Raw genomic sequence first — 24,408 nt, 5'->3', positions numbered from 1 at the left:
TGCTGCCGCCGCCGCTGCAAAGCTATGCCGGGATGCTCGGCTGACGCGTCATTGCGACATCAGGCCGCGGCCGAATCAGTCCAGTCGCGCTCCGCCAGCGTGCGGGTTTCGGTGACGGGGAGCGCGCGGCCGAACAGATCGCCTTGCGCGTGCGTACAGCCGAGTGCCGCGACAAGCTGGCGCTCGTCCTGCGTCTCCACGCCTTCGGCGATGGTCGCGATGTCGAGGCTTTGCGCGAGCGCGACCACCGCGCGGATGATCGCCAGCGCCTCACGGCCGCCGCGCGCTGCGGCACGGACAAAGCTGCCGTCGATCTTGATCGAGGAAAAGCGGGTGCGGCTGAGATAGCCCAGCGACGAGTGGCCAATGCCGAAATCATCGAGGCTCAGGCGTACGCCAAGGTCGAGGATACGCGCGAGGGTCGTCGTCGCGCCACGATCCTCGCGCAGGAAGACGCCCTCGGTAACCTCGAGCTCGAGCCGGTCGGCTGACAGTCCGCTGTCGGCGAGCACGGTCGCGACGGTCGTGACGAAACCGTCATTCTGCAGCTGGACCGGCGATACGTTGACGGCGATGCGCAGACCCTCCGGCCAACTCGCGGCTTCGGCGCAGGCGGTGCGCAGGACCCAGGCGCCGATCTGCGCGATGATCCGTGCGTCTTCGGCGAGCGGGATGAAGCGGGACGGCGGGACCATGCCGAACTCCGGGCTTTCCCAGCGCAGCAGCGCCTCGAAGCCGCGCAGCATGCCGCCCTGCGTGTCGATGATCGGCTGATAGGCGAGGGACATCTCACCCCGATCGAGTGCGCCGCGCAGCGCGATCTCAAGCACCCGCCGCTCCTCCGCCTGGACGTAAAGCGCGGGTTCGTAGACGCGAAACACACCGCGACCGGCATCCTTGGCGCGATAGAGCGCCAGATCGGCGGACCGGATCAGCATCTCCGACGTGCGCCCGTCGCGCGGCCCGAAGGCAAGCCCGATGCTGGCGCCGATATGCAGCGTATAGTGATCGACGTCGTAGGGCCGCGACAATGCGGTGATGATGCGTCCGGCGAGCGCCTCGACCGCGCCCGTATCGCTGGCGTCGCGGACGACGAGCGCGAACTCGTCGCCGCCAAGCCGCCCGCAGGATTCGTTCGCGCTCATCATATGGCCGAGCCGTTCCGCGACCTGGCACAGTAGCCGGTCGCCGACCGGGTGGCCGAGCGTGTCGTTGACCGCCTTGAACCGGTCGAGATCGAGCATCATGAACGCGCAGCGTCCGCCACAGGCCTCCGCCGCGATCATCGCGTCTGACAGCGTCTCGGTGATCAGCCGGCGGTTGGGCAGCCCGGTCAACGTGTCGAAGCGCGCCATGCGGTTGATCTTGTCCGCGGACGCGCGCTGGTCCGTGACATCCGCGCCGACGCCGCGAAAGCCGCAGAATATCCCGCGGTCGTCGTATCGCGGCGCGGCGGCCAGCTGCCACCAGCGCTCCTGTTCGGTGAAGCGGATCGGCAGTCTCAGGTTGACGAAGCTGTCCCGGTTGCGCAGCTTTTCGGCAAGCGCGCGCAGGCCTGCCGCGAACGTGCCGCTGTCCCAGGATGGTCCGGCGAGCAGCTGGAGGATCGGCATGCCGTCGATATCCGCCGGCGCGCGACCGCACGCCCGCGCGAAACGGGCGCTGGGCCGGATGACGCGTCGTGTCGCGTCGGTCTCCCACAGCCATTCGGCTGCGCTTTCCTCGAACTCGAGCAGGAGCACGCTGATCGTCTCGTCGCGTTCGTCGAGCACCGCCTGCGCATTGTGGATCGTGACCAGCGCGCGCGTCCGGCTGAGGCAGGCGGTCATCAACAACAGCGTGAAGGCGAGCACCCCCCCGGCGATCGCAACCGCGTGCATCAGCATGAGCTGGACGAACGATACGAAACCGAGCGTGCCGATGAACATGAGCGTGGCGAGCGGCAGCGGCGCCATCGCGAAGGCTGCCCCCGTCATCACGATCATCAGCGTGAGCCCGAGCCCGATGCTCGTTGCAACCGGGACTTGCGGGCAGAAGAAAACCGGGATGACCGACCAAGCCAAAGCGAGGCTGCCCCCCTCCCACAAGGTTGCCCGGATATCCGTCCTGCCGCCATGCCCGGCAGCGCGCGAGGGAGCGAGGCGGCGGCGGACGGTCACCCACACGGTCCCCGCGATCAGAAGCATCGACCATGACGCGACCTGCCAGAACGGCATCCGGGGATAGAGCAATGCGGCACAGACGGCGGTCGCGAGCAGGTTGGCGGCGAGGGCGAACCAGGCGAGTTGCCGGCCGGCGTCGAGCTGCGCCGCGCGAAGCCGGCCCCATTCCCTGGGATCGCACCCTTCCGACAGCGCGAGCAGCGCGCGCATATCGATGGGCATGTGATGCGTCGACATTCGTGTACGCGCCGGCATGGTCGGCGGGGGCGTATCGGATCCGGAAGGCGACTGGCTGTTCACACCGCCGGGCTTAATGCACGTTGGTTATCGCAACGTTCCCATCCCCTGCGTTGTGAAAAATAACCGGGTCGGGGGCAGGGGCCGCGACTGTCCCGCCGCACTGGCGGGACGGTGCGGCGGGGCAGGCGTCGTCAGGCGGCGATGTCATAGGGCTTGATGTCGCCGCTCAGGTACAGGTTGCGCGCCTTGGCGCGGCTGAGCTTGCCCGACGAGGTGCGCGGCAACGTGCGGGGAGGGATCAATTCGATCACGCAGTTCATGCCCGTCACCGAGCGGACGCGTTCGCGGATCTCGTCGCGCAGGCGCAGGCGTTCACCCTCGTCGGAGCTGCGGCACTGGACGAGGACGGCGGGGGTTTCCTCGCCCCCCGGGGTTGTGATCGCGAACGCGGCGATGTCGCCCGCCTTGAACCCGGGCAGCTGCTCGACCGCCCATTCGATGTCCTGCGGCCAGTGGTTCTTGCCGTTGACGATGATCATGTCCTTCGCCCGGCCGACGATGTAGATATAGCCGTCGGACATATAGCCCATGTCGCCGGTATCGAGCCAGCCGTCGGACATGCACGCCGCGGTGGCGGCGTCGTCGCGGAAATAGCCGACCATTACCGACTTGCCCTTGCACCAGACCTTGCCGATCGCACGCTCGGGGAGGGGCGTGCCGTCCTCTTCACGGATTTCGATCGTCATGTCGCGCACCGGCTTGCCGCAATTGACGATCGCACGGTAGCGCTGCGGGCGGTCTTCGCCGCGCGCACCGCCCGACAGCTGGGTTTCCTCGACCAGCTCGACACGGATCCCCTCGCCCGGTGGCATCAGCGATACCGCCAGCGTCGCTTCGGCGAGGCCGTAGCTGGGCAGGAAGGCGGAGGCCTGGAACCCGGCATCGGCGAAGGCGTCGACGAACGACTGCATCACGTCGGGACGGATCATGTCGGCGCCATTGCCCGCGACGCGCCAGCGCGACAGGTCGAACCGGTCGCTCGCCTTGGTCTGCGACGACATGCGGCGCGCGCAGATGTCATAGCCGAAGGTCGGCGAATAGCTGAGCGTCGTGCCGGTGTTGCGGCTGATCAGATCGAGCCAGGCGAGCGGACGGCGCGCGAAATCCTCGGTCTTGAGGTAATCGGTCGAGACCTGATTGGCGATCGGCGACAGGAAGCAGCCGACCAGCCCCATGTCGTGATACCAGGGCAGCCAGGACACGCAGCGATCGGTGTCGCAGACTTCCATGCCGTGGCTGTGCGCAGCAAGATTGTTGAGCAAAGCCTCGTGCGTGATGACGACGCCGTGCGGGAACCGCGTCGAGCCGCTCGAATATTGCAGATAGGCGATGTCGTCCGGACGTGCCTCGGGCAGCGTGGCGGCGGGGGCTTCGCGGGTCGCGAATTCGGACCAGTCGATCCCGTGCGTGCCCGCCAGACGCGCCGCCTCGCTCGCCATCTGCGCGAGCTCGGGCGGGAAGATCAGCATCTTGGGATCGCAGCTGGAAAGCTGGACGCGAAGCTGTTCGATATAGGAATCGCGGCCGCCGAACGACGTCGGCAGGGGCAGCGGCACCGGCCAGGCGCCGGCATAGACGACACCGAAGAACAGCGCGGCGAATTCTGGGCCGGTCTCGGCGACCAGCGCGATGCGGTCGGCAGGGGCGACGCCGGCGGCGATCAGGCGATCCGCCATCGCCAGCGCGTCGCGGCGCAGCGTCGCATAGGGATAGGGCTGGCTGAGCGTACCGCGCGCGTCATGGAAGTTGAGGCCGCGCTGCCCCGTCGCCGCATAGTCGAGCGCCTCGCCAAGTGTCGCGAAGTCGGCGAAGCGGCGCGGCAGCGTGTCCGCAGTGGGGGTCGCCGTGCGCTGCGCCGGCATCGGATCGGCCGACGGTGCGACCGCAGGCTTTACCAGCCCGTTCGTCGCCGTCGTCTGAAAGGTGTCGATCGTCATGTGCGTCCTGTCTTCCACGTCGCGGCCTGTCCGAGGACATCCGCCGCTTGAGACCGTGCAAAGGCCAGCCATGCACGGTCGTGGCGTTCAAAATCCTATCCCAGTGTGGCACAATGATGGCGTGACCCAGGATCGCCGCCGAGAAAGACAGGAGAAACGCCCGCCAAAACCGCTGGATGCCGCGGGACTGGAGGGATTGGCGCTGCGCTATGTCGAGCGATTCGCGACCACGCGCGGCCGCCTGAGCGATTATCTGCGGCGCAAGGTGCGCGAGCGCGGCTGGGTCGAGGCGCCCGAAACCGGTCCGGCGGTGCCACCCGCCGATCCCGAAGGGCTGGCGCAGAGGCTCGCGGATCTCGGCTATATCGACGATCGCGGCTTTGCCGAGGCGCGGGCGGCAGCGATGCAGCGCCGCGGCCTGGGTGCGCGGCGCGTCGCGGGGGCGTTTCGCGAGGCGGGGATCGACGAGGCCGATGCCGATGCGCTGGCCCCCGAAATCGCGGCGCGCGACGTCGATGCGGCGCTGGCCTATGCGAAGCGCAAGCGGCTGGGCCCGTATGCCCGGTCGGAGAATAGCGACGGGGGTGGGGCCGAGAATCGTGCGCTGCGGCAAAAGCAGCTCAGCGCGATGGTGCGCGCCGGCCACGGTTTCGATCTGGCACGCAAAATTCTTGCCGCGTCCCCGTCTGAAACAATCGATACGACAGATTTTGACTGAAGACGCATTGCAGGTTGTTGCGGCTGCGACGAAGCGTGCTAGCAAGGTGCAGGGGTGCGTAACGATGCGTAGTGAAGCGCAATATGACGGGGACAGGCCGGACACGGTACCGGACGCGGTGGCGGCTGCAGGACCGCGCGCAATTTCGGACATCGGGCAGGGCGTGGAGCAGGCTGTCGCGGAGCCGCTGGTGCTCGGCGGGGTGATCAAATGGTTCGATGTGACGCGCGGTTTCGGCTTCGCGGTCGCTGACGATACGGCGATCGGCGATATCCTGATCCATTTCTCGGTGCTCCAGCCGCATGGCCGGCGCAGCCTGCCAGAGGGCGCGCGGGTCGACGTGGTCGCGGTGCAGCGCGGGCGTGGCTTCCAGGCGCGCGAGGTCCTGTCGATCGATCTGAGCGGCGCAGTCGAGGAGACGGCGGTACGACCGGGCACGGCGGCGCCGGTCGACCGGATCGATCCGGTCGCGCTGATCGATGCCGCAGGCCCGTTCGAACCCGTCGTCGTCAAGTGGTTCAACCGGCTCAAGGGCTATGGCTTCCTGGTACGGGCAAGCGACGACAGTGACGTGTTCATCCATATGGAAACGCTGCGGCGGGCGGGGATCGACGTCGTTGAGCCCGATCAGCCGTTGCAGGCGCGAATCGTGACCGGTCGCAAGGGGCCGCTGGCCGTCACGGTGGAGCGATCCGCGCCGGCGTGGTAACCGGCCCGCCGCAACCGGGGATATATGTAATGAGTAAAACCGTCTTCGCCGCGCTTCTGGCGCTCGGCCTCTGCGCGTGTTCGAACGGCGACGCTCGGGCCGGCGACTCCGCCGCCCCAGACGCTACCGCCGCAGACACTGCGACCGGCACGGGCACCGGTGCTGCACCGGGTCAGGCCGCCGCGACGCTGGCCGTGACGATCCACAGCGCGAACGGCGCGCATGTGTTCACCGTCGAGAGCGCCAAGACCGAGGCGGAGCAGGCCCGCGGGCTGATGTACCGGACCGATCTCAAGCCGAATCGGGGCATGCTGTTCTGGCCCTATCCGACCGACGGCAGCGGGCCGCGCGAGGCGAATTTCTGGATGAAGAACACGCCGAGCCCGCTCGACATCATCTATATCCGCGCCGACCGGACGATCGCGCGGATCGCCGAGAACACGATCCCCTTCTCCGAAGCGCAGATCCCGTCGGGCGAACCCGTCGGCGCGGTGCTCGAGATCATGGGCGGGCGTGCCGGGGAACTCGGCATCGCCGAGGGCGACCGTGTCGAATGGCCGGGCGCGCCGGGCTGAACCGCCATATCCACGACACAGCGCCGTCTTGCCATGGCGCCGGCACTGCGTTCGAGGTTGATGGCGCGGCGCGCACCCGCTAAGCGGCGGCTATGGGATTTCTCGCATCGACCTTCACCTGGTGGAACGGCGCCACGCTCGGCACCAAATTCGGGCTCCGCGGCAAGACGCGGATGGGCGAGGACGCGCTCGGCAACGTCTATTATGAAGGCGGCAAGGATACCGCGGGTAATCCGCGTCGCTGGGTGATCTATCAGGGTGCGACCGACGCCAGCCGGGTACCGCCCGCCTGGTTCAGCTGGCTGCACCATCAGGTCGCCGACGTGCCCGATCGTGCCCTGCCGCCGGTCCGCCCCTGGCAGAAGCCCGCCCTGCCGAATCTGACGGGTACCGCACTCGCCTATCGCCCGACGGGCGCGATGGAAAAGGGTGGCCAGCGCGCTGCGGCGACCGGCGATTACGAAGCGTGGGTGCCTGAGTGATGCAGCGCCGGATCGCTGCGGCGATCCTGGTCGTGGTTCTCGCGGTCGGTGGCTGGTTCGGCTATCGCGCCTGGACGAACCGCAAGGCCGATACGACCGTCGTGGTCCAGCAGGATCTGCCGGGCGGCGATCAGGCCGGTGACGGGTCGGTCGAGACGATCGACACGGGCGGCGCGGCGCTCGCCAATGGCGGGACGCCGATGGCAGAGCGCGTCGCGGTGATCGGCCTGCTCAACAAGCGGAACGGCGTGACGCGCGACGTCACGTTGAAGCCAGGACAGGCGACCCGGATGGGCGACGTCGTCCTCCGCCTGCGCGCCTGCGAACAGACCGCGCCCTGGGAGCCCGAACAACTGACGGGGGCCTTTGTCCAGGTGATCGTCCGCGGCGTCGACAAGAAATGGCGGCGGACATTTTCGGGCTGGTTGTACAAGGAGCGCCCCGCGCTGAACGCGGTGCAGCATCCGATCTACGACGTCTGGACCAAGAGCTGCGCGATGACCTTCCCCGCGACCGGGCCGGATACGACATCGTCGGGCGCACCTGCGGCGGCGCGGTCGAGTGCGAAGAAATCCCCGGTGGCGGCCAATGATGCAGCCGCACCGGACGAGCCGGTCGAGCCGACCACCCCGTCGAGCGCCGCGGCGAGCAACGCGATATAATCGGCACGCTCGATCTCGATTGCGCCGAGCGATTCGAGATGCGAAGTCTGGAACTGGCAATCAAGCAGATCGAAGCCGCCGGCCTTCAGCCGCGCGACGAGATGCGCCAGCGCGACCTTCGACGCGTCGGTCGCGCGGCTGACCATGCTTTCGCCGAAAAAGGCCCGCCCGAGCGCCAGCCCGTATAGCCCGCCGACCAGCCGGTCGCCGTCCCAGCATTCGACCGAATGCGCAAAGCCCATCAGATGCAGTGTGTGGAAGACCCGCTCGATCCCCGCATTGATCCACGTCTCGGGCCGGCCCTCAACGCTTTCGGCGCAGAGCGCGAGGATCTGGCCGAACGCAGTGTCGACGGTGACGCGGAAGCGGTCCGCGACGATGGTCTTGCGCAGCGAGCGTGAGAGCCGGAACCCGTCGAGCGGCAGGACCGCGCGCTGGCGCGGCTCGACCCAGTAGACGTCGATCGCGTCGCGGCTGTCGGCCATCGGGAAGACGCCGGCCGCATAGCCGCCAAGCACGAGGCGCGGATCGAGAATATCCATCGGTCGCGCCTTAGCCCGCTGCCGACCCCGCCGCCAGCCGGTGTTCGATCGTCCGCCACAGCTGATCGAACGCCGCCGCGGCGGTCGAGCGCGGTGCGAAGGCCCCGACCGCCGCGCGTTGTACGGTCATCGCCTCGATCACACTGCTCATTGGAATGACCGGCCAGTCGGGGTTGGCGGCCAGCGCGTCGGCATGCAGGCGCCGCCGGCGATCGACCATCGCATGGACGGGCAGCACGGGCACCTTGCCGCCGAGATGGCGGATCACCTCCTCATAGGCGCGCTGCGACAGCGGCGAGGGGATGACGGGGACGACGATCAGATCGGCGGCGCGCATCACCTGATCGGCGGTTTCGGTAAGACCCGGCGGGCAGTCGAGCAGGACGCGATCATAATCGGTCAGCGCGCCGATCAACTTGCCGAGCCGCTTTTTCTTGTCGAGCGTGTGAAACAGCTGGTCGAGACCGCGGAGCGAGGCGTCGGCGGTAATCAGGTCGAGCTTCGCGACCGGCGTCGGCTGGGCGCGCTTGGCGACGCTGATATCGCGGGAGAACATCGCCTGGGCCTGATCCCGCCCGGCGGTACCGTGCAGCAGGAAACTGCTCGCGGCCTGCGGGTCGAGGTCCCAGAGGATCGTGCGGCGTGCCGACCGGGTTGCCGAACACCAGGCGAGATTGACCGCCAGCGTGGTCTTCCCGACGCCGCCCTTCAGGCTGTAGATCGCGATGGTTGCCATGACGGCCAGCGTGCCGTCGTGCGACGCCGATGGCAAGGCATCGCGGCATAACAACGCCCCGGGCGACGCTGGCGGTCGTCCGGGGCGCGGGATCATCCGGCCGTGGCCGGCTGAAGGATCAGGTGTGGCAGGTCTGGCCGGGCTTGCCCGGCTGGGTCAGCTCGATCGACTTCTCGGTGCCCGTCATCGACCAGCCGCCGTCGGCGACCAGTGGCTCACCCTCGGCAGGCGCCTTGAGCGTCGTGGCCGGACCGCCTTCCTTGAGACGAACCACGGCCTGCTTGCCCCCCTGGAAGAAGGTCACATAGGCCAGGCTGTTGTCCTTGCAGCGCATCGTCTGCTCCGACTTGATCGACGGCGGCAGCTCGACCGGTGCCGCATTGGCGAGCTGGTTCGCCATCGGATCGGGATTGCTGTCGACCACCTCGGGTGCAGCCGGTTTGGAGTTGCAGGCAGCCAGCGCGAGCAGCGCGGCGACGGCGGTGAGGGGGAGCGTCTTCTTCATATCTTCGGGGCTTCGCGCATGCAGCAAATCGCGTCAAGCCGTAGCGGCCGCGATGCGCGCGCGGCGGGACGGGTCATCCCCGGGATGCGCCGGTTCGTCGCATCGGCGATGGCGCCCGGCAGTGTTGCGCCACCACATTCGACCGGTAGCGGCGGGGGAATAAAGGCACCGGGGTCGTCCGATGTCACGCATCTGCCACTATATTTCACGGAACCGTTGTAAGAGGACGTTGCATGCCGGGCCAAATTCCTGTCGCCGAGCGCCTGTCGGCGATATCGACGCTCATCACCCAGGCGCTCTGCCTGGCCGACGAGGGGGGTGAATTGCTGCTCGGCGCCAAATTGTCCGACGCGCTGGATTGCGTTCAGGCCCGCATCGAAGCGGTGAGGAGCGACGCGGCGTGAAAGGGGCGGCCTGACGGGGCTTGGTGCGCCGGCTTGTCCGGTGGATAGTTTTAGCGCGCTTGTGGCGGACCGGGAGTGGCGCCATCTACAGGCGATGCAGATGAGATCCGACACGCTGACCGCCCCCGATACGCTTGCCCTGATCGGGAATACGCCGCTGGTGCGACTGAAGGGCCCGAGCGACGCGACGGGGTGCGATATCTTCGGCAAGTGCGAATTCACCAATCCGGGCGCCTCGATCAAGGATCGCGCTGCGCTGTTCATCGTCGAGGATGCCGAGGCACGCGGCCTGCTCCAGCCGGGCGGGACGATTGTCGAGGGGACCGCGGGCAATACCGGGATCGGCCTGGCGCTGGTCGCCAATGCCAAGGGCTACAAGACGATCATCGTGATGCCCGAGACGCAAAGTCGCGAGAAGATGGACACGCTGCGCGCGCTGGGTGCCGAACTCGTGCTCGTGCCCGCCGCCGCCTTTTCCAACCCGTGTCATTTCGTGCACACGTCGCGGCGCATCGCCGAGGAGACGCCGGGCGCGATCTGGGCGAACCAGTTCGACAACACCGCCAATCGCCACGCGCACATCATCGGTACCGCCGAAGAGTTGTGGCGGCAGATGGACGAGCGGATCGATGGCTTCACCTGCGCGGCGGGGACGGGCGGGACGATCGCTGGCGTCGGCCTGGGTCTGAAGGCGAAGGACGAGGCGATCTGCATCGCGCTGACCGATCCGCACGGCGCTGCGCTGTATAACTATTATGCGCATGGCGAGCTGAAGTCCGAAGGGTCCTCGGTTGCGGAAGGCATCGGGCAGGGGCGGATCACCGCCAATCTCGACGGCGCGCCGATCGATACGCAGTTCCGGATCTCGGATGCGGAAGGCTATGCCTGGACCCGGCAGTTGCTCGACGAGGAGGGGCTGTGCCTCGGCCTGTCGTCGGGGATCAACGTCGCGGGCGCAGTCGCGCTGGCGCGGCAACTCGGACCGGGCAAGCGGATCGCGACGATCCTGTGCGATACGGGGTTCCGCTACCTCTCGACGCTGTACAATCCCGAATGGCGCGCGGCGAAGGGCCTGATGTGAGCGAGGGCGGCGGCGCGCCGCGGGATGGTGAAATTCGACAAGTGCGCGATGATCGGGTAGATGCGCGCGACAAGATGCAAACGCAACGCGCACCTTCGCAAACCATGCAGCGGATCAAGGTCGGCATGATCGGGCTCGCCGCAGTGGTGATCTTCATCGGGCTCGCCAGCGCGATCATCGGGTCGGCGACGCGCGAACGACCCGTGGTCGCCGCCGGCTCGGCGCAGGCCGATGTCGTCGCGAACATGGCCGTGTCGAATACGACCGCCGCCGCCGATGGCTCTGACGAGCCACTCGCGGAAATGGGCCTCGCACCCAGCGTCAACGCACAGGCACCCGCTACTCCGAACTGATCCGGGCTTTCCGTCGCTGCCGCGCCGGGGAAATCACGGGACCACGCTGACACGCAGCGCGTCCGCATGCCAGGGTCGACTCGATCTTGCCGTAGATCAATGTGCGCACCGGGCCGTCCCGGCAGGGCACATGGTCCCGGATCAAGGGCAATACAGCGCTTGATTCCCGGAAATCCCCAAATATCCCGTTGCGTCCCCGTTCCGCTGTGATAGACGGAGATTAACACAGGGGCACGTTCACCGTTCGCGATTGCGCGGCCGGGCCGCGGCGAAGGCTGCGGTTCGAGGCGGGAAGACGTGCGCGCCATTCGCGGGATATTGGCGTGTCGGATCGAGGGCGATATCAAGGAGATGGCATCGGCCTTGTCGACGACAAGGGCCGGGTAGCCATCCCTTCCGCTCTTCGGACGATCTTGTCGGCAAATGCCCCCAAGGCGAACGGCAAGGACGGCGGAACCATCATCATCGGCGCACACCAGAAGAACCGCTGCCTGGTCGCCTATGATCCGGGTTATGTCGCGCTGCTCGCCGAAAAGCTCGACCGCCGCGAGGCCGAGAATACCCGTGAAGACGGCGAATATGACTATAACATCAAACGTCGCGCGGCGTCGGGCGAGGCCGTGCCGTTCGATGGCTCGGGCCGCTTCATCATGCCCGCCTTCCCGCGCTTCTATGCCGGGATAAAGGGGCACGCATTCTTCTACGGCGTCCTCGACTATATCGAGATCTGGGATCCCGCGGCGCTGGTAGCGACCGACGACATGCCCCCCGTCGTCAAGGAGATGGCGCGCTTCTACATGGCCGAAAAGGGGATTTCGCTGTGAGCGAGACGATCCCCGCCGCCCCGCACATTCCGGTCCTGCTCGACGAGGTGATCGCCGCGCTCGCCCCTGCCCCCGGCGAGACGATCGTCGACGGGACGTTCGGCGCGGGCGGCTATACGCGGGCGCTGCTGTCGCGCGGCGCCTGCGTCATCGCCTTTGACCGCGACCCCGACGCGATTGCCGCCGGACAGGACTGGGCCGATGGCGAGGAGCGGCTGACGCTGGTTGCCGCCGACTTTTCCGCGATGGTCGCCGAACTCGAGGCACGCGACGCGTTGCCCGTCGACGGCATCACGCTCGACATCGGCGTCTCGTCGATGCAGCTCGACCAGGCCGAGCGCGGTTTTTCCTTCCAGTCGGACGGACCGCTCGACATGCGGATGGCGCAGGCGGGCATGACCGCCGCCGATTTCGTCAACGAGGCCGACGAGGACGAGATCGCCGACGTCCTCTATCATTTTGGCGACGAGCCCAAGTCGCGTCGCGTCGCGCGGGCGATCGTTGCCGCACGACCGATGACGCGTACCGGCGAGCTCGCGCATGTCGTCCGTCGCGCGCTGGGGTACAAGGCGCACGACAAGAAGGACCCGGCGACGCGCGCGTTCCAGGCGATCCGGATCCATATCAACCGCGAACTCGGCGAGCTCGCCGATGGCCTGCTGGCGGCGGAGCGCGCGCTCAAGCCCGGCGGACGGCTCGCCATCGTGACCTTCCATAGCCTGGAGGATCGCATGGTGAAGCGGTTCCTGCGCACGCGGTCGGGCAGTGCGCCTTCAGGTTCCCGTCATCTTCCACAGGCAAAAACCGTGGTAGAACCGAGTTTTACCGATGTTGGCCGCCCCGTGCGCGCCGGCGAGGACGAGCTGGCGCGTAATCCGCGCGCACGCTCTGCGACTTTACGAACGGCGCGGCGGACCTCCGCGCAACCTTGGACGGAAGAGGTGACGACATGACGGCGGCGTATCGGTTGAAGGGTGTGGGCTGGTTCGGTGGCTGCGTTGCCGTCGTGCTCGGCTTTTACCTCGTTTCGCTGCAGGTGGCCGCCGAGCGCAAGAAGCTTGAGACCGTCAACGGCCAGATCCGGTCGGCCGAGCGCGATATCCGCGCGCTCGAGACCGAATTCGACACGCGCGCGAACCTCGCGCAGCTCGAGCGCTGGAACGGCGATACGCTGGCGCTGTCCGCGCCGACCGCGGGGCAGTTCGTCGCCAGCGAATCGGCCCTCGCCAGCCTCGACGTGAATCAGATCGGCGGGCCCGCGGGCGCCACCGTCCAGACCGCGCAGCTGCTCGTGCCGTCGCTGCCGGTTGCGGCCGCCGCCGCGGCACCGCAGGCGGTCGACGTCGCCGTGCAGGCCGTCGCTGCCGCAGCGCCACTCAAGCCCGTCACTGTCCGCGCCACCGTCCAGACCGCCCGCGCCACCGACACGGCGATCGTCCGCGCGGCCGCTCCCGAGCGCCTCGCCGCGGTCGCCAAGGTCCGTCCGCAGGCAGTCGCGATGCTCGACCGCAAGCTGCTGTCCGACAACACGCTGGGTTCGATCCTGAGCGGCGCCCGGGCCGAGGCAGGGCGTCTGCGTTGACCACTCTCGTCGCCCGGCCGGTTTCCGAGCGGCGTACCGCAACGCAGCGCCACGCGCTGGTCGCGACGGCGCACACGCGCCTGATGATGTTGATGTTCCTGTTCGGGGCTGCGGTGCTGGTCGTGATCGGCCGGCTCGGCGTGCTCGCGATCCAGTCGTCGCTGAGCGATCCCGGCGCCCGCGCCGCGGCGATCGCGGCGCGCGGCGATATCGTCGATCGCAATGGCGCGCCGCTGGCCAGGACGATCGACGCATGGACGATCGCGGTGCATCCCAAGAAGATGATCGGCGATCCGACCGAGATCGCCGCGCGGCTGGCAGCGCTGATGCCCGATCGCGGCAACCAGGCCTTTTTCTACGGTCTGCTGACCAAGGATGTGAATTTCAGCTACCTGCAACGCCGCGCGTCGCCCGCTCTGGTCGAGCAGGTCAACGCGATCGGCGAACCCGCGATCGTGTTCGCGCGCGAGACGCAGCGCCTGTATCCGCAATCGACCATGGCGGCGCATGCGCTGGGGTTCCTGTCGACCGACGGCCACGGCATGTCGGGGATGGAGCGCGTCCTCGACGAGCGGCTGACCAACCCCGCGCTGAACGGCGCGCCGGTCGCGCTGTCGATCGACACGCGCGTCCAGGCGGCGATGGAAAGCGAGCTCGCGCGTGCGGTCGCGTCGTTCCAGGCCAAGAGCGCGGCGGGCATCGTCCTCGACGTCGACACCGGCGAAGTGATCGCGATGACGTCGATGCCGGTCTTCAACCCCAACCGGGTCGGCATGGCGGGCACCGAGCAACTGCGCAACATGGGTACGCAGAGCGTGTACGAGCTGGGGTCGGTGTTCAAGCCGATCGCGATGGCGGCGGCGATCGATTCGGGCACCGTCACCTCGATGGCGCGGCGCTTCGACGCGACCGTCCCGCTGCGCGTCGGCGGCTACACGATCCACGACGATCCGGGCGATGAAGAAAAGCGCTGGCTGAACATCCCCGAGACGCTGATCTATTCGTCGAACATCGCGACCGCGCGGATCGCCGATCAGATCGGTGCGGCCGGGATGCAGAACATGTTCCGCAAGCTCGGCTTCGACACGAAGCCCGATATCGAACTGCGCGAGAAGGGCCGGCCGATCTGGCCGACCTTCTGGGCGCGCACGACCTTGATGACGTCGGCCTATGGGCACGGGATCGCGGTAACGCCGCTGCACCTCGCCAACGCCTATGCGACGTTGGTGAATGGCGGGATCTGGCGCCCGACGACGCTGCTGAAGATCGATCCGGCGCATATCCCCGCCGGGCGACGCGTGATCAGCACGACGACGAGCGCGCGGATGCGGCAGCTGCTGCGGCTGGTCGTGCAATATGGCACGGGCCGCAAGGGCGAGGCGCCCGGCTACCGCGTCGGCGGCAAGACCGGTACGGCCGAGATCGCGCAGGCGGGGGGCTATAACAAGCACACCAACGTCTCGACCTTTGCCGCTGCCTTCCCGATGGACGCGCCGCGTTACGTCGTCGTGGTGACGCTCGATTCCGCCAAGGGTAACAAGGAATCTTACGGTTTCACCACTGCGGCCTGGACCGCGGCGCCGGTGGTATCGCGCGTGATCAGCCGGACCGGATCGATGCTCGGCGTCATTCCCGATGCGAACCGCGACATTGACGAAAGCGACTTGTTGCCGCTGTTGTGGCATGCGCCGGGCACGCCGGCCTTTGGCGCAAAGCCGACGTCCGGTGCGGAATGAGGGGCGATACATGAGGATCGGTGCATGAAACTGGCAACGCTGATCGGTAAGGGCCCCGTCAGCGATGGCGGGGCATCAGCGCACGGATCTGCACCGTGCGACGCGTATGACGGCAACGTTACGGGCTTCGCGATCGACCATCGCAAGGTCGCACCGGGGACGATCTTCGGGGCGTTCGAGGGCGCCCGCGTCAATGGCGAGGACTATATCGCCGACGCGATCCGTGCCGGCGCGATCGGCATCGTCGCGCGGCCGGGCCTCGCGGTCGAGGGTGCAGCGTACATCGCCGACGAGACCCCGCGCGAACGGTTTGCGCAGCTTGCGGCGACGTTCTTCGCACCCTTTCCCGCAACGACGGTCGCGATCACGGGCACCAACGGCAAGACGAGTTGCGTCGAGATGACCCGCCAATTGTGGCGGATGGCCGGCCATCACGCCGCGTCGATCGGGACGCTGGGCGTCACGACCGCCGACGAACGCGTCACCACGGGCCTCACGACGCCAGACGCCGTCACCTTCCTGTCGAACGTCGCCGGGCTCGAGCGCGAAGGCGTGACGCATCTCGCGTTCGAGGCATCGAGCCACGGGCTGACCCAGTATCGCACCGAGGGACTGCCCGTATCGGCGGCCGCCTTCACCAATCTCAGCCGCGACCATCTCGATTATCACGGCGATATGGCGGCCTATTTCACCGCCAAGATCCGGCTGTTTTCGGAAGTACTGCGCCCGGATGGCGCGGCGGTGGTGTGGGCCGACGATCCGCAGGCGGCGCGGGTCATCGACCTCGCGCGGGAGCGCGGTAACCGGCTCGTGACCGTCGGCACGCGCGGCGATACGCTGCGACTGGTTGATCGCGATCCCACGCTGCTGGGGCAGGGGCTGACGATCGAGGCGGGCGGGCAGACCTACCGCGTGACGCTGCCGCTGATCGGCGGATATCAGGCAGCCAATGCGCTGGTGTCGGCGGGGCTGGTGATCGCGACCGGGGGCGATATCGCGACGACCATCGCCAATCTGGCGCGGTTGCAGCCCGTGCGCGGGCGGCTCGAGCGTGCGGTGATCGCGCGCTCGGGTGCGCCGGTCTATGTCGACTATGCGCATACCCCCGACGCGCTGGAGGCGGCGATCGCCGCGCTCAAGCCGCATGCGGGCGGGCGGCTGATCGTCGTGTTCGGCGCGGGCGGCGACCGCGATACCGGCAAGCGCGAGACGATGGGGCAGGTCGCGATGCATTATGCCGACCGCGTGATCGTCACCGACGACAATCCGCGTACCGAGGATCCCGCCGCGATCCGCCGCGACGTGCTGAAGGGCGCGCCCGGCGCGATCGAGATCGGCGACCGGCGCGCGGCGATCCAGGCGGCGATCGACGAGGCGGGCAGCGACGACATCGTGCTGATCGCGGGCAAGGGGCATGAACAGGGCCAGATCGTCGGCGACATGGTGTTGCCGTTCGACGATGTCGGCGTCGCGCGCGAGTGTGCGGCATGAGCAATGCGGTGCCCCTGTGGACGTCCGCCGAGATCGCCGCCGCGACCGGCGGGGTCGCTTCGGCCGAGTTCGCCGTGAGGGGCGTCGCGTTCGATTCGCGCGAGGTCGGTCCGGGCGACCTGTTCGTCGCGATGAAGGGCGAGGCGAGCGACGGCCATCTGTATCTCGACCAGGCGTTCGCGCAGGGCGCCGCTGGGGCGATCGTCTCCGAACCCTGCGCGCATCCGCATGTGCTGGTCGCCGACAGCTTCACGGCCTTGCAGATGCTCGGACGCGCAAGCCGGGCGCGCAGCGGCGCGACGATCATCGGCGTTACCGGATCGGTCGGCAAGACGAGCGCGAAGGAGGCACTGTTCGCGGCGCTCGATCGCGGCGCGCCGGGGGCGGTGCACCGTTCGGTCAAGAGCTACAACAACCATACCGGCGTCCCGCTGAGCCTTGCACGGATGCCGGGCGACGCGCGCTTCGGCGTGTTCGAGATGGGGATGAACCATGCGGGTGAGCTGGCCGAGCTGACGCAGATCGTCCGTCCGCATATCGCCGTGGTGACCGCGATCGCGCCGGCGCATACCGAATTCTTCCGCGACGAAAGCGCGATCGCCGATGCCAAGGGCGAGATCTTCGCCGGGCTCGAGCCGGACGGCGTCGCGATCGTCCCCTTCGACAGCCCGCATCGCGACCGGCTGACCGCAGCGGCGACGCCGCATGCGGCGCGGATCGTGACCTTCGGCATCGCGAAGGGTGCCGATGTCCGCGCGATCGAGACGGTCCGGCTGGCGACCGGCGCGACGTTCGTGACGGTCCAGCAGGACGGCCACGAGCTGAGCTTCACGATGGCGCAGCCGGGAATGCACTGGGTTTCGAACGCGCTGGCGGTGATCGCGTGCGTCGAGGCGGCGGGCGCGGATCTCGGGCTGGCGGGACTGGCGCTCGCCGAACTCGGCGGGCTGCAGGGACGCGGTGCGCGGTTTATGACGACGCTCGCGGACGGGCAGGCGCTCGTGATCGACGAAAGCTATAACGCGAACCCCGCGTCGATGCGTGCGACGCTGGCCGTGCTGGCCAAGGAGCCGGGGCGGCATGTCGCGCTGCTCGGCGAGATGCGCGAGCTGGGCGCGGCGTCGGCCGACTATCATGCCGGGCTTGCCGAGCCGATTGTCGCGGCAAACGTCGAAATGGCGCTGCTGGTCGGTGAAGCGATGGCGCCGCTCGCGCAAGCGCTTGAGGGTAAAGTCGAAACCGTCCATGTGGGCGACGCTGCGGCCGCGCTGACGTCGTTACGGACGATCCTGGCGCCGGGCGATGCGGTTCTCATCAAGGGATCGAACGGTGTAGGGCTCGCGCGGGTCGTGACGAGTCTCGGGGGCGGGAAGACGTAAATGCTGTACTGGATCGCCGCACATCTGGGTTTCCCGGGAATATTGAACCTGCTCCGCTATCAGTCGACGCGGACGGGCGGGGCGGTCGCGACTGCGCTGATCATCGGCCTGATCATCGGGCCACGCTTCATCGGCTGGCTGCGGGTGCGCCAGGGCAAGGGCCAGCCGATCCGCGCCGACGGCCCGCAGACGCATCTCGCCAAGCGCGGCACGCCGACGATGGGCGGGCTGATGATCCTCACCAGCATGACGCTGGCGATCCTGCTCTGGATGGACCTCAGCAACCCCTATGTCTGGTCGTGCCTGTTCGTGACGCTGGGCTTTGGCACGATCGGGTTCATGGATGACTATGACAAGGTGCGGAAGGCGAGCACCGCGGGCATTTCGGGTCGCACGCGGCTGTTGCTGGAATTCGCGATCGCCGGGATCGCCGCGACGATCATCATGTCGCAGAACGGGCCGCATCTCTACCTGCCGTTCACGTCGCGCATGTATATCGATCTCGGCTGGTTCTTCCCCGTCTTCGCCGCCTTCACGATCGTGTCGTTCGGCAATGCCGTGAACCTGACGGACGGGCTCGACGGGCTGGCGACGATGCCGGTGATCATCGCGAGCGTCGCGTTCATGGTGATCGTCTATCTCGCGGGCAATGTGAAGTTCGCCGACTATCTCGGCATCCCGCACGTGCCCGGCGCGGGCGAGCTCGCCATTTTCTGCGGCGCGGTCGTCGGGGGCGGTCTGGCGTTCCTGTGGTTCAACGCGCCGCCCGCGGCGGTGTTCATGGGCGACACCGGCAGCCTCGCGCTCGGCGGCGCGCTCGGCACCATCGCCGTCGTCGCGCATCACGAGATCGTGCTCGGGATCATCGGCGGGCTGTTCGTCGCCGAGGCGATGAGCGTGATCATCCAGGTGTTCTTTTACAAACGGACCGGCAAGCGGGTGTTCCGGATGGCGCCGATCCACCATCATTTCGAACAGCTCGGCTGGAGCGAGCCGACCGTCGTGATCCGCTTCTGGATCATCGCGCTGGTCCTGGCGCTGGTCGGCCTGTCGACGTTGAAGCTGCGGTGATCGTCGCTGAGGCCTGGCGCGGAAAACGCTGTGCGGTGCTGGGGCTGGCGCGATCGGGTGCGGCGACCGTCCAGGCGCTGGTCACTGGCGGCGCGGGCGTGGTCGCGTGGGACGACGACGAAAAGAAGCGCGCGGTTCTGGCCGAGAGCATTCAAGACCTGTCGGTCACCCTCGATGACGTCGATCTTCGGTTTGATCCGTTGGACGATCTGGCGGGGTTCGACGCACTGATCGTGTCGCCAGGGGTGCCGCTCAACACGCATCCGCTCGCCGCGGCCGCGCGTGCGGCGGGCGTTCCCGTCATCGGCGACATCGAACTCTTTGCGCAGGCCCGCGCCGACCTGCCGTCGCACAAGGTCGTCGGGATCACGGGCACGAACGGCAAGTCGACCACCACCGCGCTCGTGCATCATATCCTGCGGACGGCGGGCGTGCCGACGCTGATGGGGGGCAATATCGGGCTGCCGATTCTGGGGCAGGATCCGTTGCCCGAGGGCGGCGTCTATGTGCTCGAGCTGTCGAGCTATCAGATCGACCTGACTCAGACGCTCGACTGCGACGTCGCGGTGCTGCTCAACATTACCCCCGACCATCTCGATCGCTATGACGGCTTTGCCGGCTATGCGGCGTCGAAGGCGCGGCTGTTCGCGATGCAGACGGTGCCGCATCTCGCGATCGTCGACCACGGCGCAGAGGCGGAGCATCGTCTACTGGGTGACGCTCCCGCTGACCTTACGATCCAGTTCATCGACCGGATCGACATCGGCGACCAGGGCGGCTGGCCGTCGCTGCAGGGGCCGCACAATGCGCTAAACGCGCGTGCCGCCGTGGGGGTCGCGCGCGCGCTGGGTGTGAGCGAGGTCGATATCGATCGCGGGCTGGTCAGCTTTACCGGCCTGCCGCACCGCATGCAGCAGATCGCCTCCTATGACGGCGTCGCCTATGTCGACGACAGCAAGGCGACCAATCCGGAGAGCGCGGCGCCCGCGCTGGCGGCATTTGAGCGGGTCCACTGGATCGTCGGCGGGCGCGCGAAGGGGGATGACCTCGATGCGTGCAGGCCCGGCTTCGGCCATGTCGTGCACGCCTATACGATCGGCGAGGCCGGGCCGCGGTTCGCCGAGATCCTGGCCGGGTCGATGCCGGTCGACCATGTCGGCACGCTCGACGCGGCCGTCCGCAGCGCGGCGGCCAATGCCCGGCCCGGCGACACGATCCTGTTGTCCCCGGCCTGTGCGAGCTTCGACCAGTTCGCCGATTACGAAGCGCGCGGCGCGGCCTTCCGCGCGACGGTCGAGTCGCTGGCATGAGCGATATGCGGACACCGATGATGAGCGCAGGGCAGAAGACCGGGATCGTCGCGAAGATGAAGCGGCGCGGCGGGCGTGGCGATCAGTCGCCGCTTGGCACGTGGTTCTGGGATATCGACCGGATGCTGCTGCTGCTGACGCTGTTCCTGATCGCGATCGGGCTGATCGCGGTGGCTGCGGCGTCGCCCGCGACCGCAGTCCGCTATTCGGGCGAGCATCACAAGCTGACGCCGCTCTATTATTTCTGGCGTCAGCTGATGTGGGTCGGCGTCTCGATGCCGGTGCTGTTCGGGGTGTCGATGATGCCCGTCGCAATGGCGCGGCGCATGGCGCTGACCGCGGCGGCGGTGCTGCTGCTGATCCTCGCGGTGACGCCGTTCGTCGGATCCGAGGTCAACGGCGCGCGTCGCTGGATCGGCTATGGCTTTGCGCAGTTCCAGCCGTCCGAGTTTCTGAAGCCGGTCTTCATCGTCACTGTCGCCTGGCTCCTGTCGCTGCGCGCGAAGGATCCCGAACTGCCGACCGTGCTGATCACGGGCGGGCTGACCGGCACGATCGCAGTCATGCTTATGCTGCAACCCGATTTCGGCCAGACGATCATCTACTGCACCGTGTGGATGGCGTTGCTGATGATCGCGGGAACGCCGATGCGCGTGATGGCAGGCCTCGTCGGCTGCGTGCCGGTCGGGTTGGTCGCTGCCTATATGTTCTACGGCACGGCGCGGTCGCGGATCGACGCGTTCCTGTTCCCGGGGATCGAGGGCGAGGGCGCGTCGGATCACTTCCAGACCAATGCCGCGCACAACACGCTGACCGCGGGCGGCTGGACCGGCACGGGGCCCGGCGGCGGCATCGCCAAGTTCGGGCTGCCCGAGGCGCATACCGATTACATCTTCTCGGTGATCGGCGAGGAGTTCGGGCTGATCGCCTGTTCGGTGATCGCGGTGATCTTCCTTGCGATCGTCGTGCGCGTGTTCGTCAAGCTGCTGGACGAACAGGATGAATTCAAGCTCCTGGCCTCGGCCGGGCTGGCGACGCAGTTCGGTGCACAGGCGCTGGTCAGCATGGCGGTGAACACCGGGCTCGCACCGTCCAAGGGCATGACGCTGCCGTTCATCAGCTATGGGGGGTCGTCGATGATCGCCTTGTCGGTCGGCATGGGGTTGCTGCTGGCGTTTACCCGGCGCAATCCGTTTCTCACGCGGAGCCCCTATGTCGTCCGCTGGAGTGGTGAATGACTGTGAATCAACGTCCCCGGCATTTCGTGCTCGCGGCAGGCGGGACCGGCGGACACATGGTGCCCGCGGCGGCGCTTGCTGCTGAGCTGACGAGGCGCGGTCACCGCGTCGCGCTGGTCAGCGACGAGCGCGGCGTGCGCTTCCCTGGATTGTTCGAGGGAATCCAGACGCATGTCCTGCCCGCCGGACGCTTCACCGGCGGACCGCTGGGCTGGGCCAAGGCAACGCGATCGATGTGGCGCGGGCGAATGATGGCACGCGAACTCTATCGCACGTTCAAGCCGGCGGCGGTGATCGGCTTTGGCGGCTATCCCGCGCTGCCCGCTCTGCTGGCGGCGTTCGCGAATCGGATCCCGACCGCGGTGCACGAGCAGAATGCGGTGCTGGGGCGGGTGAACCGGCTCGTGGCGCGCCGCGTCGACGCGATCGCGACCTCGTCCGAACCGACCGAACGGCTCGCCTCCGGGCTTCTCGCCAAGACGCATCTCGTCGGCAATCCGGTGCGCGAGGCGGTGCTCGCATTGCGTGCCAGGCCCTATCCGCTGCTCGAGGAGGATGGCATCTTCCGCGTTCTCGTGACCGGTGGCAGCCAGGGCGCGAGCATCCTGTCTCAGGTCGTCCCCGATGGTCTGGCAATGCTGCCGGTGACGTTCCGGCGGCGGCTACAGGTCACGCACCAGGCGCGGATCGAGGATATCGATGCGGTGCGCGCGCAATATGCCGAGCATCACATCCCGGCCGAGCTCGCTACCTATCTGCCCGACATGCCCGAACAGCTTGCCTGGGCGCATCTGGTGATCGCGCGCGCGGGCGCCTCGACGATCGCGGAGCTGACCGCGGCGGGGCGGCCGGCGATCCTGGTGCCGCTGCCGGGCGCAACCGACGATCACCAGACCGTCAACGCCCGCGAGATCACCCGCGCCGGCGGCGCACGGACGATCCGGCAGGGCGATTTCACCGCGGTCGAACTCGCCAAGCAGATGCAGAAGCTCGGGCTCGATCCCGCCGCGCTGCAGAACGCGGCGGGACGCGCGCGCAGTTGCGGCAGGCCCAATGCGGCAAGCGATCTGGCCGACCTGGTCGAAAGCCTGGATGCGCCGGTGTCGCGACTGCCGGTCGGGCGCCCATCCAAGCCAAAGGTACAATTTGCATGAAGGGTGTAGCGACCGATATCGGGACGATCCATTTCGTCGGGATCGGCGGGATCGGCATGTCGGGCATCGCCGAGGTGATGAAGAATCTCGGCTACCGCGTGCAGGGCTCTGACGTGGCCGAGGGCTATGTCGTGCAGGGCCTGCGCGACAAGGGCATTCCGGTCGCGATCGGCCATGCCGCGGAGAATATCGGCGACGCGGCGGTGGTGGTCGTCTCGACCGCGATCGTCCGCTCGAACCCCGAGGTCGAGGCGGCGCTCAATGCGCGCGTGCCCGTGGTGCGGCGTGCGGAGATGCTCGCCGAACTGATGCGGCTGAAGTCGACCGTCGCGGTTGCAGGCACGCATGGCAAGACCACGACGACGTCGATGGTCGCCGCGCTGCTCGATGCGGGCGGGGTCGATCCGACGGTGATCAATGGCGGGATCATCAACTCCTACGGATCGAACGCGCGACTGGGTGCGAGCGACTGGATGGTGGTCGAGGCGGACGAGAGCGACGGCAGCTTCCTGCGGCTCGACGGGACGATCGCGGTCGTGACCAACATCGATCCCGAGCATCTCGATCATTACGGATCGTTCGACGCGGTGAAGGATGCGTTCGTCGAGTTCGTCGAGAATGTGCCCTTTTACGGCGCGGCGCTGCTGTGCCTCGATCATCCCGAGGTGCAGGGGATCCTGCCGCGCGTGCGCGACCGGCGGATCGTGACCTATGGCTTCTCGGCACAGGCGGACGTGCGCGGTGTCGAGGTGACGCCGATCCCGGGTGGCAACCGCTTCGATTGCGTGGTGCGGACGCGCGACGGTGCGACGCGGACGATTGCGGGAATCGAGATGCCGATGCCCGGGCGGCACAATGTCCAGAACGCGCTGGCCGCGATCGGCGTCGCGCTCGAGCTGGGGATCGAGGATGCGACGATCCAGCAGGGCTTTGCCAAGTTCGGCGGCGTGAAGCGGCGCTTCACCAAGGTGGGCGAGGTTCCGGTCGAGGGCGGCGGTGTCGCGATCATCGACGATTACGGGCATCACCCGGTCGAGATCCGCGCGGTGCTGGCCGCCGCGCGCGAGGGCGCGAAGGGGCGCGTGATCGCGGTCGTGCAGCCGCATCGCTATTCACGGCTCGGCAATCTGATGGAGGATTTCCAGACCGCATTCAACGATGCGGACCGGGTGCTGGTGACGCCGGTCTATGCGGCGGGCGAGGCGCCGGTCGAGGGTGTCGATGCGGCGGCTTTGGTCGAGGGATTGAAGCGGCGCGGCCACCGGTTTGCGGGCGTGGTCGCGGATGCGAATGCACTGGCGGCCGAGCTGGCGGCTACGATCGAGGCGGATGACATGGTCGTCTGTCTTGGCGCGGGCGACATCACGAAATGGGCGGCCGGGCTGGCCGATGCGATCGCGGTCGAGCGTGCGAAGGTGCCGGCGTGAGCTCTGCATCTCCTTGTGCCCCTGCGAAGG

Annotated in this window: 23 protein-coding genes and 1 pseudogene; 19 read left to right on the top strand and 5 right to left on the bottom strand. The window is 67.8% G+C overall.

Translation table 11 applies throughout. The features are described 5' to 3' along the window. Positions 1 to 59: 59 nt before the first annotated feature. Positions 60 to 2,384, bottom strand: a complete 2,325-nt coding sequence (locus SOM18_RS09965; RefSeq protein WP_320481612.1) for a putative bifunctional diguanylate cyclase/phosphodiesterase — start codon at positions 2,382 to 2,384, stop codon at positions 60 to 62. A gap of 209 nt (positions 2,385 to 2,593) precedes the next feature. Continuing rightward, positions 2,594 to 4,324 (bottom strand): fatty acyl-AMP ligase, encoded by a 1,731-nt coding sequence (locus tag SOM18_RS09960; RefSeq protein ID WP_037528158.1) that lies wholly within the window; start codon positions 4,322 to 4,324, stop codon positions 2,594 to 2,596. Positions 4,325 to 4,520: 196 nt separating this feature from the next. On the opposite strand from SOM18_RS09960, the gene SOM18_RS09955 reads away from it, so the two are divergent. The 5 genes and pseudogenes from SOM18_RS09955 to SOM18_RS09935 form a co-directional block, all read left to right on the top strand. Further along, positions 4,521 to 5,117: a regulatory protein RecX gene (locus tag SOM18_RS09955; protein ID WP_320481611.1), complete on the top strand. Its 597-nt coding sequence runs from the start codon at positions 4,521 to 4,523 to the stop codon at positions 5,115 to 5,117. 64 nt (positions 5,118 to 5,181) lie between these two features. Then, a complete protein-coding gene (locus SOM18_RS09950) occupies positions 5,182 to 5,826 on the top strand; it encodes a cold shock domain-containing protein (protein WP_081874299.1) in 645 nt (214 codons plus the stop codon). Positions 5,827 to 5,855: 29 nt separating this feature from the next. Further along, complete coding sequence (locus tag SOM18_RS09945) at positions 5,856 to 6,401, top strand: DUF192 domain-containing protein (RefSeq protein ID WP_042467142.1); 546 nt, start codon at positions 5,856 to 5,858, stop codon at positions 6,399 to 6,401. 92 nt (positions 6,402 to 6,493) lie between these two features. Then, entirely contained in the window at positions 6,494 to 6,883 is a 390-nt protein-coding gene (locus tag SOM18_RS09940) for an NADH:ubiquinone oxidoreductase subunit NDUFA12 (protein ID WP_031395586.1), read from the top strand. Next, a pseudogene (locus tag SOM18_RS09935) lies at positions 6,883 to 7,317 on the top strand (DUF2155 domain-containing protein); the annotation flags it as partial. The gene SOM18_RS09940 and the pseudogene SOM18_RS09935, both read left to right, overlap by 1 nt. Before the next feature lie 35 nt (positions 7,318 to 7,352). On the opposite strand, the gene aat reads toward SOM18_RS09935, so the two are convergent. From aat to SOM18_RS09920, 3 genes are all read right to left on the bottom strand, one after another. Next, positions 7,353 to 8,087 carry a leucyl/phenylalanyl-tRNA--protein transferase gene (aat, locus tag SOM18_RS09930; RefSeq protein ID WP_031440792.1) on the bottom strand — a complete coding sequence of 245 codons (735 nt, stop codon included), beginning with the start codon at positions 8,085 to 8,087 and terminating at the stop codon, positions 7,353 to 7,355. 10 nt (positions 8,088 to 8,097) lie between these two features. Beyond that, positions 8,098 to 8,823, bottom strand: a complete 726-nt coding sequence (locus tag SOM18_RS09925; protein ID WP_031440793.1) for a ParA family protein — start codon at positions 8,821 to 8,823, stop codon at positions 8,098 to 8,100. Positions 8,824 to 8,941: 118 nt separating this feature from the next. Continuing rightward, complete coding sequence (locus tag SOM18_RS09920; RefSeq protein ID WP_031395590.1) at positions 8,942 to 9,328, bottom strand: hypothetical protein; 387 nt, start codon at positions 9,326 to 9,328, stop codon at positions 8,942 to 8,944. A 233-nt stretch (positions 9,329 to 9,561) separates the two neighbouring features. On the opposite strand from SOM18_RS09920, the gene SOM18_RS09915 reads away from it, so the two are divergent. The 14 genes from SOM18_RS09915 (at position 9,562) to murC (ending at position 24,378) form a co-directional block, all read left to right on the top strand. After that, on the top strand, positions 9,562 to 9,732 hold the full coding sequence (locus SOM18_RS09915) for a hypothetical protein (RefSeq protein ID WP_157840482.1): 171 nt from the start codon (positions 9,562 to 9,564) through the stop codon (positions 9,730 to 9,732). Between the two features lie 100 nt (positions 9,733 to 9,832). Further along, positions 9,833 to 10,813, top strand: coding sequence for a cysteine synthase A (locus SOM18_RS09910; protein WP_031440794.1), 981 nt, complete (start codon positions 9,833 to 9,835; stop codon positions 10,811 to 10,813). Continuing rightward, the gene (locus tag SOM18_RS09905) at positions 10,810 to 11,166 is read left to right on the top strand and encodes a hypothetical protein (RefSeq protein ID WP_320481609.1); all 357 of its coding nucleotides are present in this window, start codon (positions 10,810 to 10,812) and stop codon (positions 11,164 to 11,166) included. Before SOM18_RS09910 ends, SOM18_RS09905 begins: the two co-directional genes overlap by 4 nt. 413 nt (positions 11,167 to 11,579) lie before the next feature. Beyond that, the gene (locus SOM18_RS09900) at positions 11,580 to 11,990 is read left to right on the top strand and encodes an MraZ C-terminal domain-containing protein (protein WP_320481608.1); all 411 of its coding nucleotides are present in this window, start codon (positions 11,580 to 11,582) and stop codon (positions 11,988 to 11,990) included. Further along, positions 11,987 to 12,943 carry a 16S rRNA (cytosine(1402)-N(4))-methyltransferase RsmH gene (rsmH, locus tag SOM18_RS09895; protein WP_031440796.1) on the top strand — a complete coding sequence of 319 codons (957 nt, stop codon included), beginning with the start codon at positions 11,987 to 11,989 and terminating at the stop codon, positions 12,941 to 12,943. Before SOM18_RS09900 ends, rsmH begins: the two co-directional genes overlap by 4 nt. Continuing rightward, complete coding sequence (locus tag SOM18_RS09890; RefSeq protein WP_031440797.1) at positions 12,940 to 13,572, top strand: hypothetical protein; 633 nt, start codon at positions 12,940 to 12,942, stop codon at positions 13,570 to 13,572. Before rsmH ends, SOM18_RS09890 begins: the two co-directional genes overlap by 4 nt. Next, complete coding sequence (locus tag SOM18_RS09885) at positions 13,569 to 15,308, top strand: peptidoglycan D,D-transpeptidase FtsI family protein (RefSeq protein ID WP_037528403.1); 1,740 nt, start codon at positions 13,569 to 13,571, stop codon at positions 15,306 to 15,308. The genes SOM18_RS09890 and SOM18_RS09885 overlap by 4 nt, the downstream gene beginning before the upstream one ends. A 24-nt stretch (positions 15,309 to 15,332) precedes the next feature. Beyond that, positions 15,333 to 16,799, top strand: a complete 1,467-nt coding sequence (locus SOM18_RS09880) for a UDP-N-acetylmuramoyl-L-alanyl-D-glutamate--2,6-diaminopimelate ligase (RefSeq protein WP_320481607.1) — start codon at positions 15,333 to 15,335, stop codon at positions 16,797 to 16,799. After that, positions 16,796 to 18,178: a UDP-N-acetylmuramoyl-tripeptide--D-alanyl-D-alanine ligase gene (locus SOM18_RS09875; protein WP_320481606.1), complete on the top strand. Its 1,383-nt coding sequence runs from the start codon at positions 16,796 to 16,798 to the stop codon at positions 18,176 to 18,178. The genes SOM18_RS09880 and SOM18_RS09875 overlap by 4 nt, the downstream gene beginning before the upstream one ends. Further along, positions 18,179 to 19,249: a phospho-N-acetylmuramoyl-pentapeptide-transferase gene (mraY, locus tag SOM18_RS09870; protein ID WP_031395401.1), complete on the top strand. Its 1,071-nt coding sequence runs from the start codon at positions 18,179 to 18,181 to the stop codon at positions 19,247 to 19,249. Further along, a complete protein-coding gene (gene murD / locus SOM18_RS09865) occupies positions 19,246 to 20,559 on the top strand; it encodes a UDP-N-acetylmuramoyl-L-alanine--D-glutamate ligase (protein ID WP_031439536.1) in 1,314 nt (437 codons plus the stop codon). The genes mraY and murD overlap by 4 nt, the downstream gene beginning before the upstream one ends. 5 nt (positions 20,560 to 20,564) lie before the next feature. Further along, a complete protein-coding gene (locus SOM18_RS09860) occupies positions 20,565 to 21,797 on the top strand; it encodes an FtsW/RodA/SpoVE family cell cycle protein (RefSeq protein WP_234387761.1) in 1,233 nt (410 codons plus the stop codon). Beyond that, on the top strand, positions 21,794 to 22,951 hold the full coding sequence (gene murG, locus SOM18_RS09855; RefSeq protein ID WP_031395403.1) for an undecaprenyldiphospho-muramoylpentapeptide beta-N-acetylglucosaminyltransferase: 1,158 nt from the start codon (positions 21,794 to 21,796) through the stop codon (positions 22,949 to 22,951). Before SOM18_RS09860 ends, murG begins: the two co-directional genes overlap by 4 nt. Continuing rightward, complete coding sequence (murC, locus tag SOM18_RS09850; RefSeq protein WP_031439537.1) at positions 22,948 to 24,378, top strand: UDP-N-acetylmuramate--L-alanine ligase; 1,431 nt, start codon at positions 22,948 to 22,950, stop codon at positions 24,376 to 24,378. Before murG ends, murC begins: the two co-directional genes overlap by 4 nt. The last annotated feature ends 30 nt before the right edge of the window (positions 24,379 to 24,408 follow it).

This window comes from Sphingomonas sp. CFBP9019 (genome assembly GCF_034045155.1).
GTDB lineage: Bacteria > Pseudomonadota > Alphaproteobacteria > Sphingomonadales > Sphingomonadaceae > Sphingomonas > Sphingomonas aerolata.
This window is presented reverse-complemented; position numbering and strand designations above follow the sequence as displayed.

Excerpts from the sequence above, each read along its gene's own strand:
- SOM18_RS09960 (WP_037528158.1), bottom strand. The coding sequence starts at position 4,324 with ATGCCGGCGCAGCGCACGGCGACCCCCACTGCGGACACGCTGCCGCGC.
- SOM18_RS09920 (WP_031395590.1), bottom strand. The coding sequence starts at position 9,328 with ATGAAGAAGACGCTCCCCCTCACCGCCGTCGCCGCGCTGCTCGCGCTG.
- aat (WP_031440792.1), bottom strand. The coding sequence starts at position 8,087 with ATGGATATTCTCGATCCGCGCCTCGTGCTTGGCGGCTATGCGGCCGGC.
- SOM18_RS09925 (WP_031440793.1), bottom strand. The coding sequence starts at position 8,823 with ATGGCAACCATCGCGATCTACAGCCTGAAGGGCGGCGTCGGGAAGACC.
- SOM18_RS09860 (WP_234387761.1), top strand. The coding sequence starts at position 20,565 with ATGCGGACACCGATGATGAGCGCAGGGCAGAAGACCGGGATCGTCGCG.
- murG (WP_031395403.1), top strand. The coding sequence starts at position 21,794 with ATGACTGTGAATCAACGTCCCCGGCATTTCGTGCTCGCGGCAGGCGGG.
- SOM18_RS09945 (WP_042467142.1), top strand. The coding sequence starts at position 5,856 with ATGAGTAAAACCGTCTTCGCCGCGCTTCTGGCGCTCGGCCTCTGCGCG.
- mraY (WP_031395401.1), top strand. The coding sequence starts at position 18,179 with ATGCTGTACTGGATCGCCGCACATCTGGGTTTCCCGGGAATATTGAAC.
- SOM18_RS09875 (WP_320481606.1), top strand. The coding sequence starts at position 16,796 with ATGAGCAATGCGGTGCCCCTGTGGACGTCCGCCGAGATCGCCGCCGCG.
- murC (WP_031439537.1), top strand. The coding sequence starts at position 22,948 with ATGAAGGGTGTAGCGACCGATATCGGGACGATCCATTTCGTCGGGATC.
- SOM18_RS09950 (WP_081874299.1), top strand. The coding sequence starts at position 5,182 with ATGCGTAGTGAAGCGCAATATGACGGGGACAGGCCGGACACGGTACCG.
- SOM18_RS09880 (WP_320481607.1), top strand. The coding sequence starts at position 15,333 with ATGAAACTGGCAACGCTGATCGGTAAGGGCCCCGTCAGCGATGGCGGG.
- SOM18_RS09890 (WP_031440797.1), top strand. The coding sequence starts at position 12,940 with ATGACGGCGGCGTATCGGTTGAAGGGTGTGGGCTGGTTCGGTGGCTGC.
- SOM18_RS09940 (WP_031395586.1), top strand. The coding sequence starts at position 6,494 with ATGGGATTTCTCGCATCGACCTTCACCTGGTGGAACGGCGCCACGCTC.
- SOM18_RS09915 (WP_157840482.1), top strand. The coding sequence starts at position 9,562 with ATGCCGGGCCAAATTCCTGTCGCCGAGCGCCTGTCGGCGATATCGACG.
- SOM18_RS09910 (WP_031440794.1), top strand. The coding sequence starts at position 9,833 with ATGAGATCCGACACGCTGACCGCCCCCGATACGCTTGCCCTGATCGGG.
- SOM18_RS09965 (WP_320481612.1), bottom strand. The coding sequence starts at position 2,384 with ATGCCCATCGATATGCGCGCGCTGCTCGCGCTGTCGGAAGGGTGCGAT.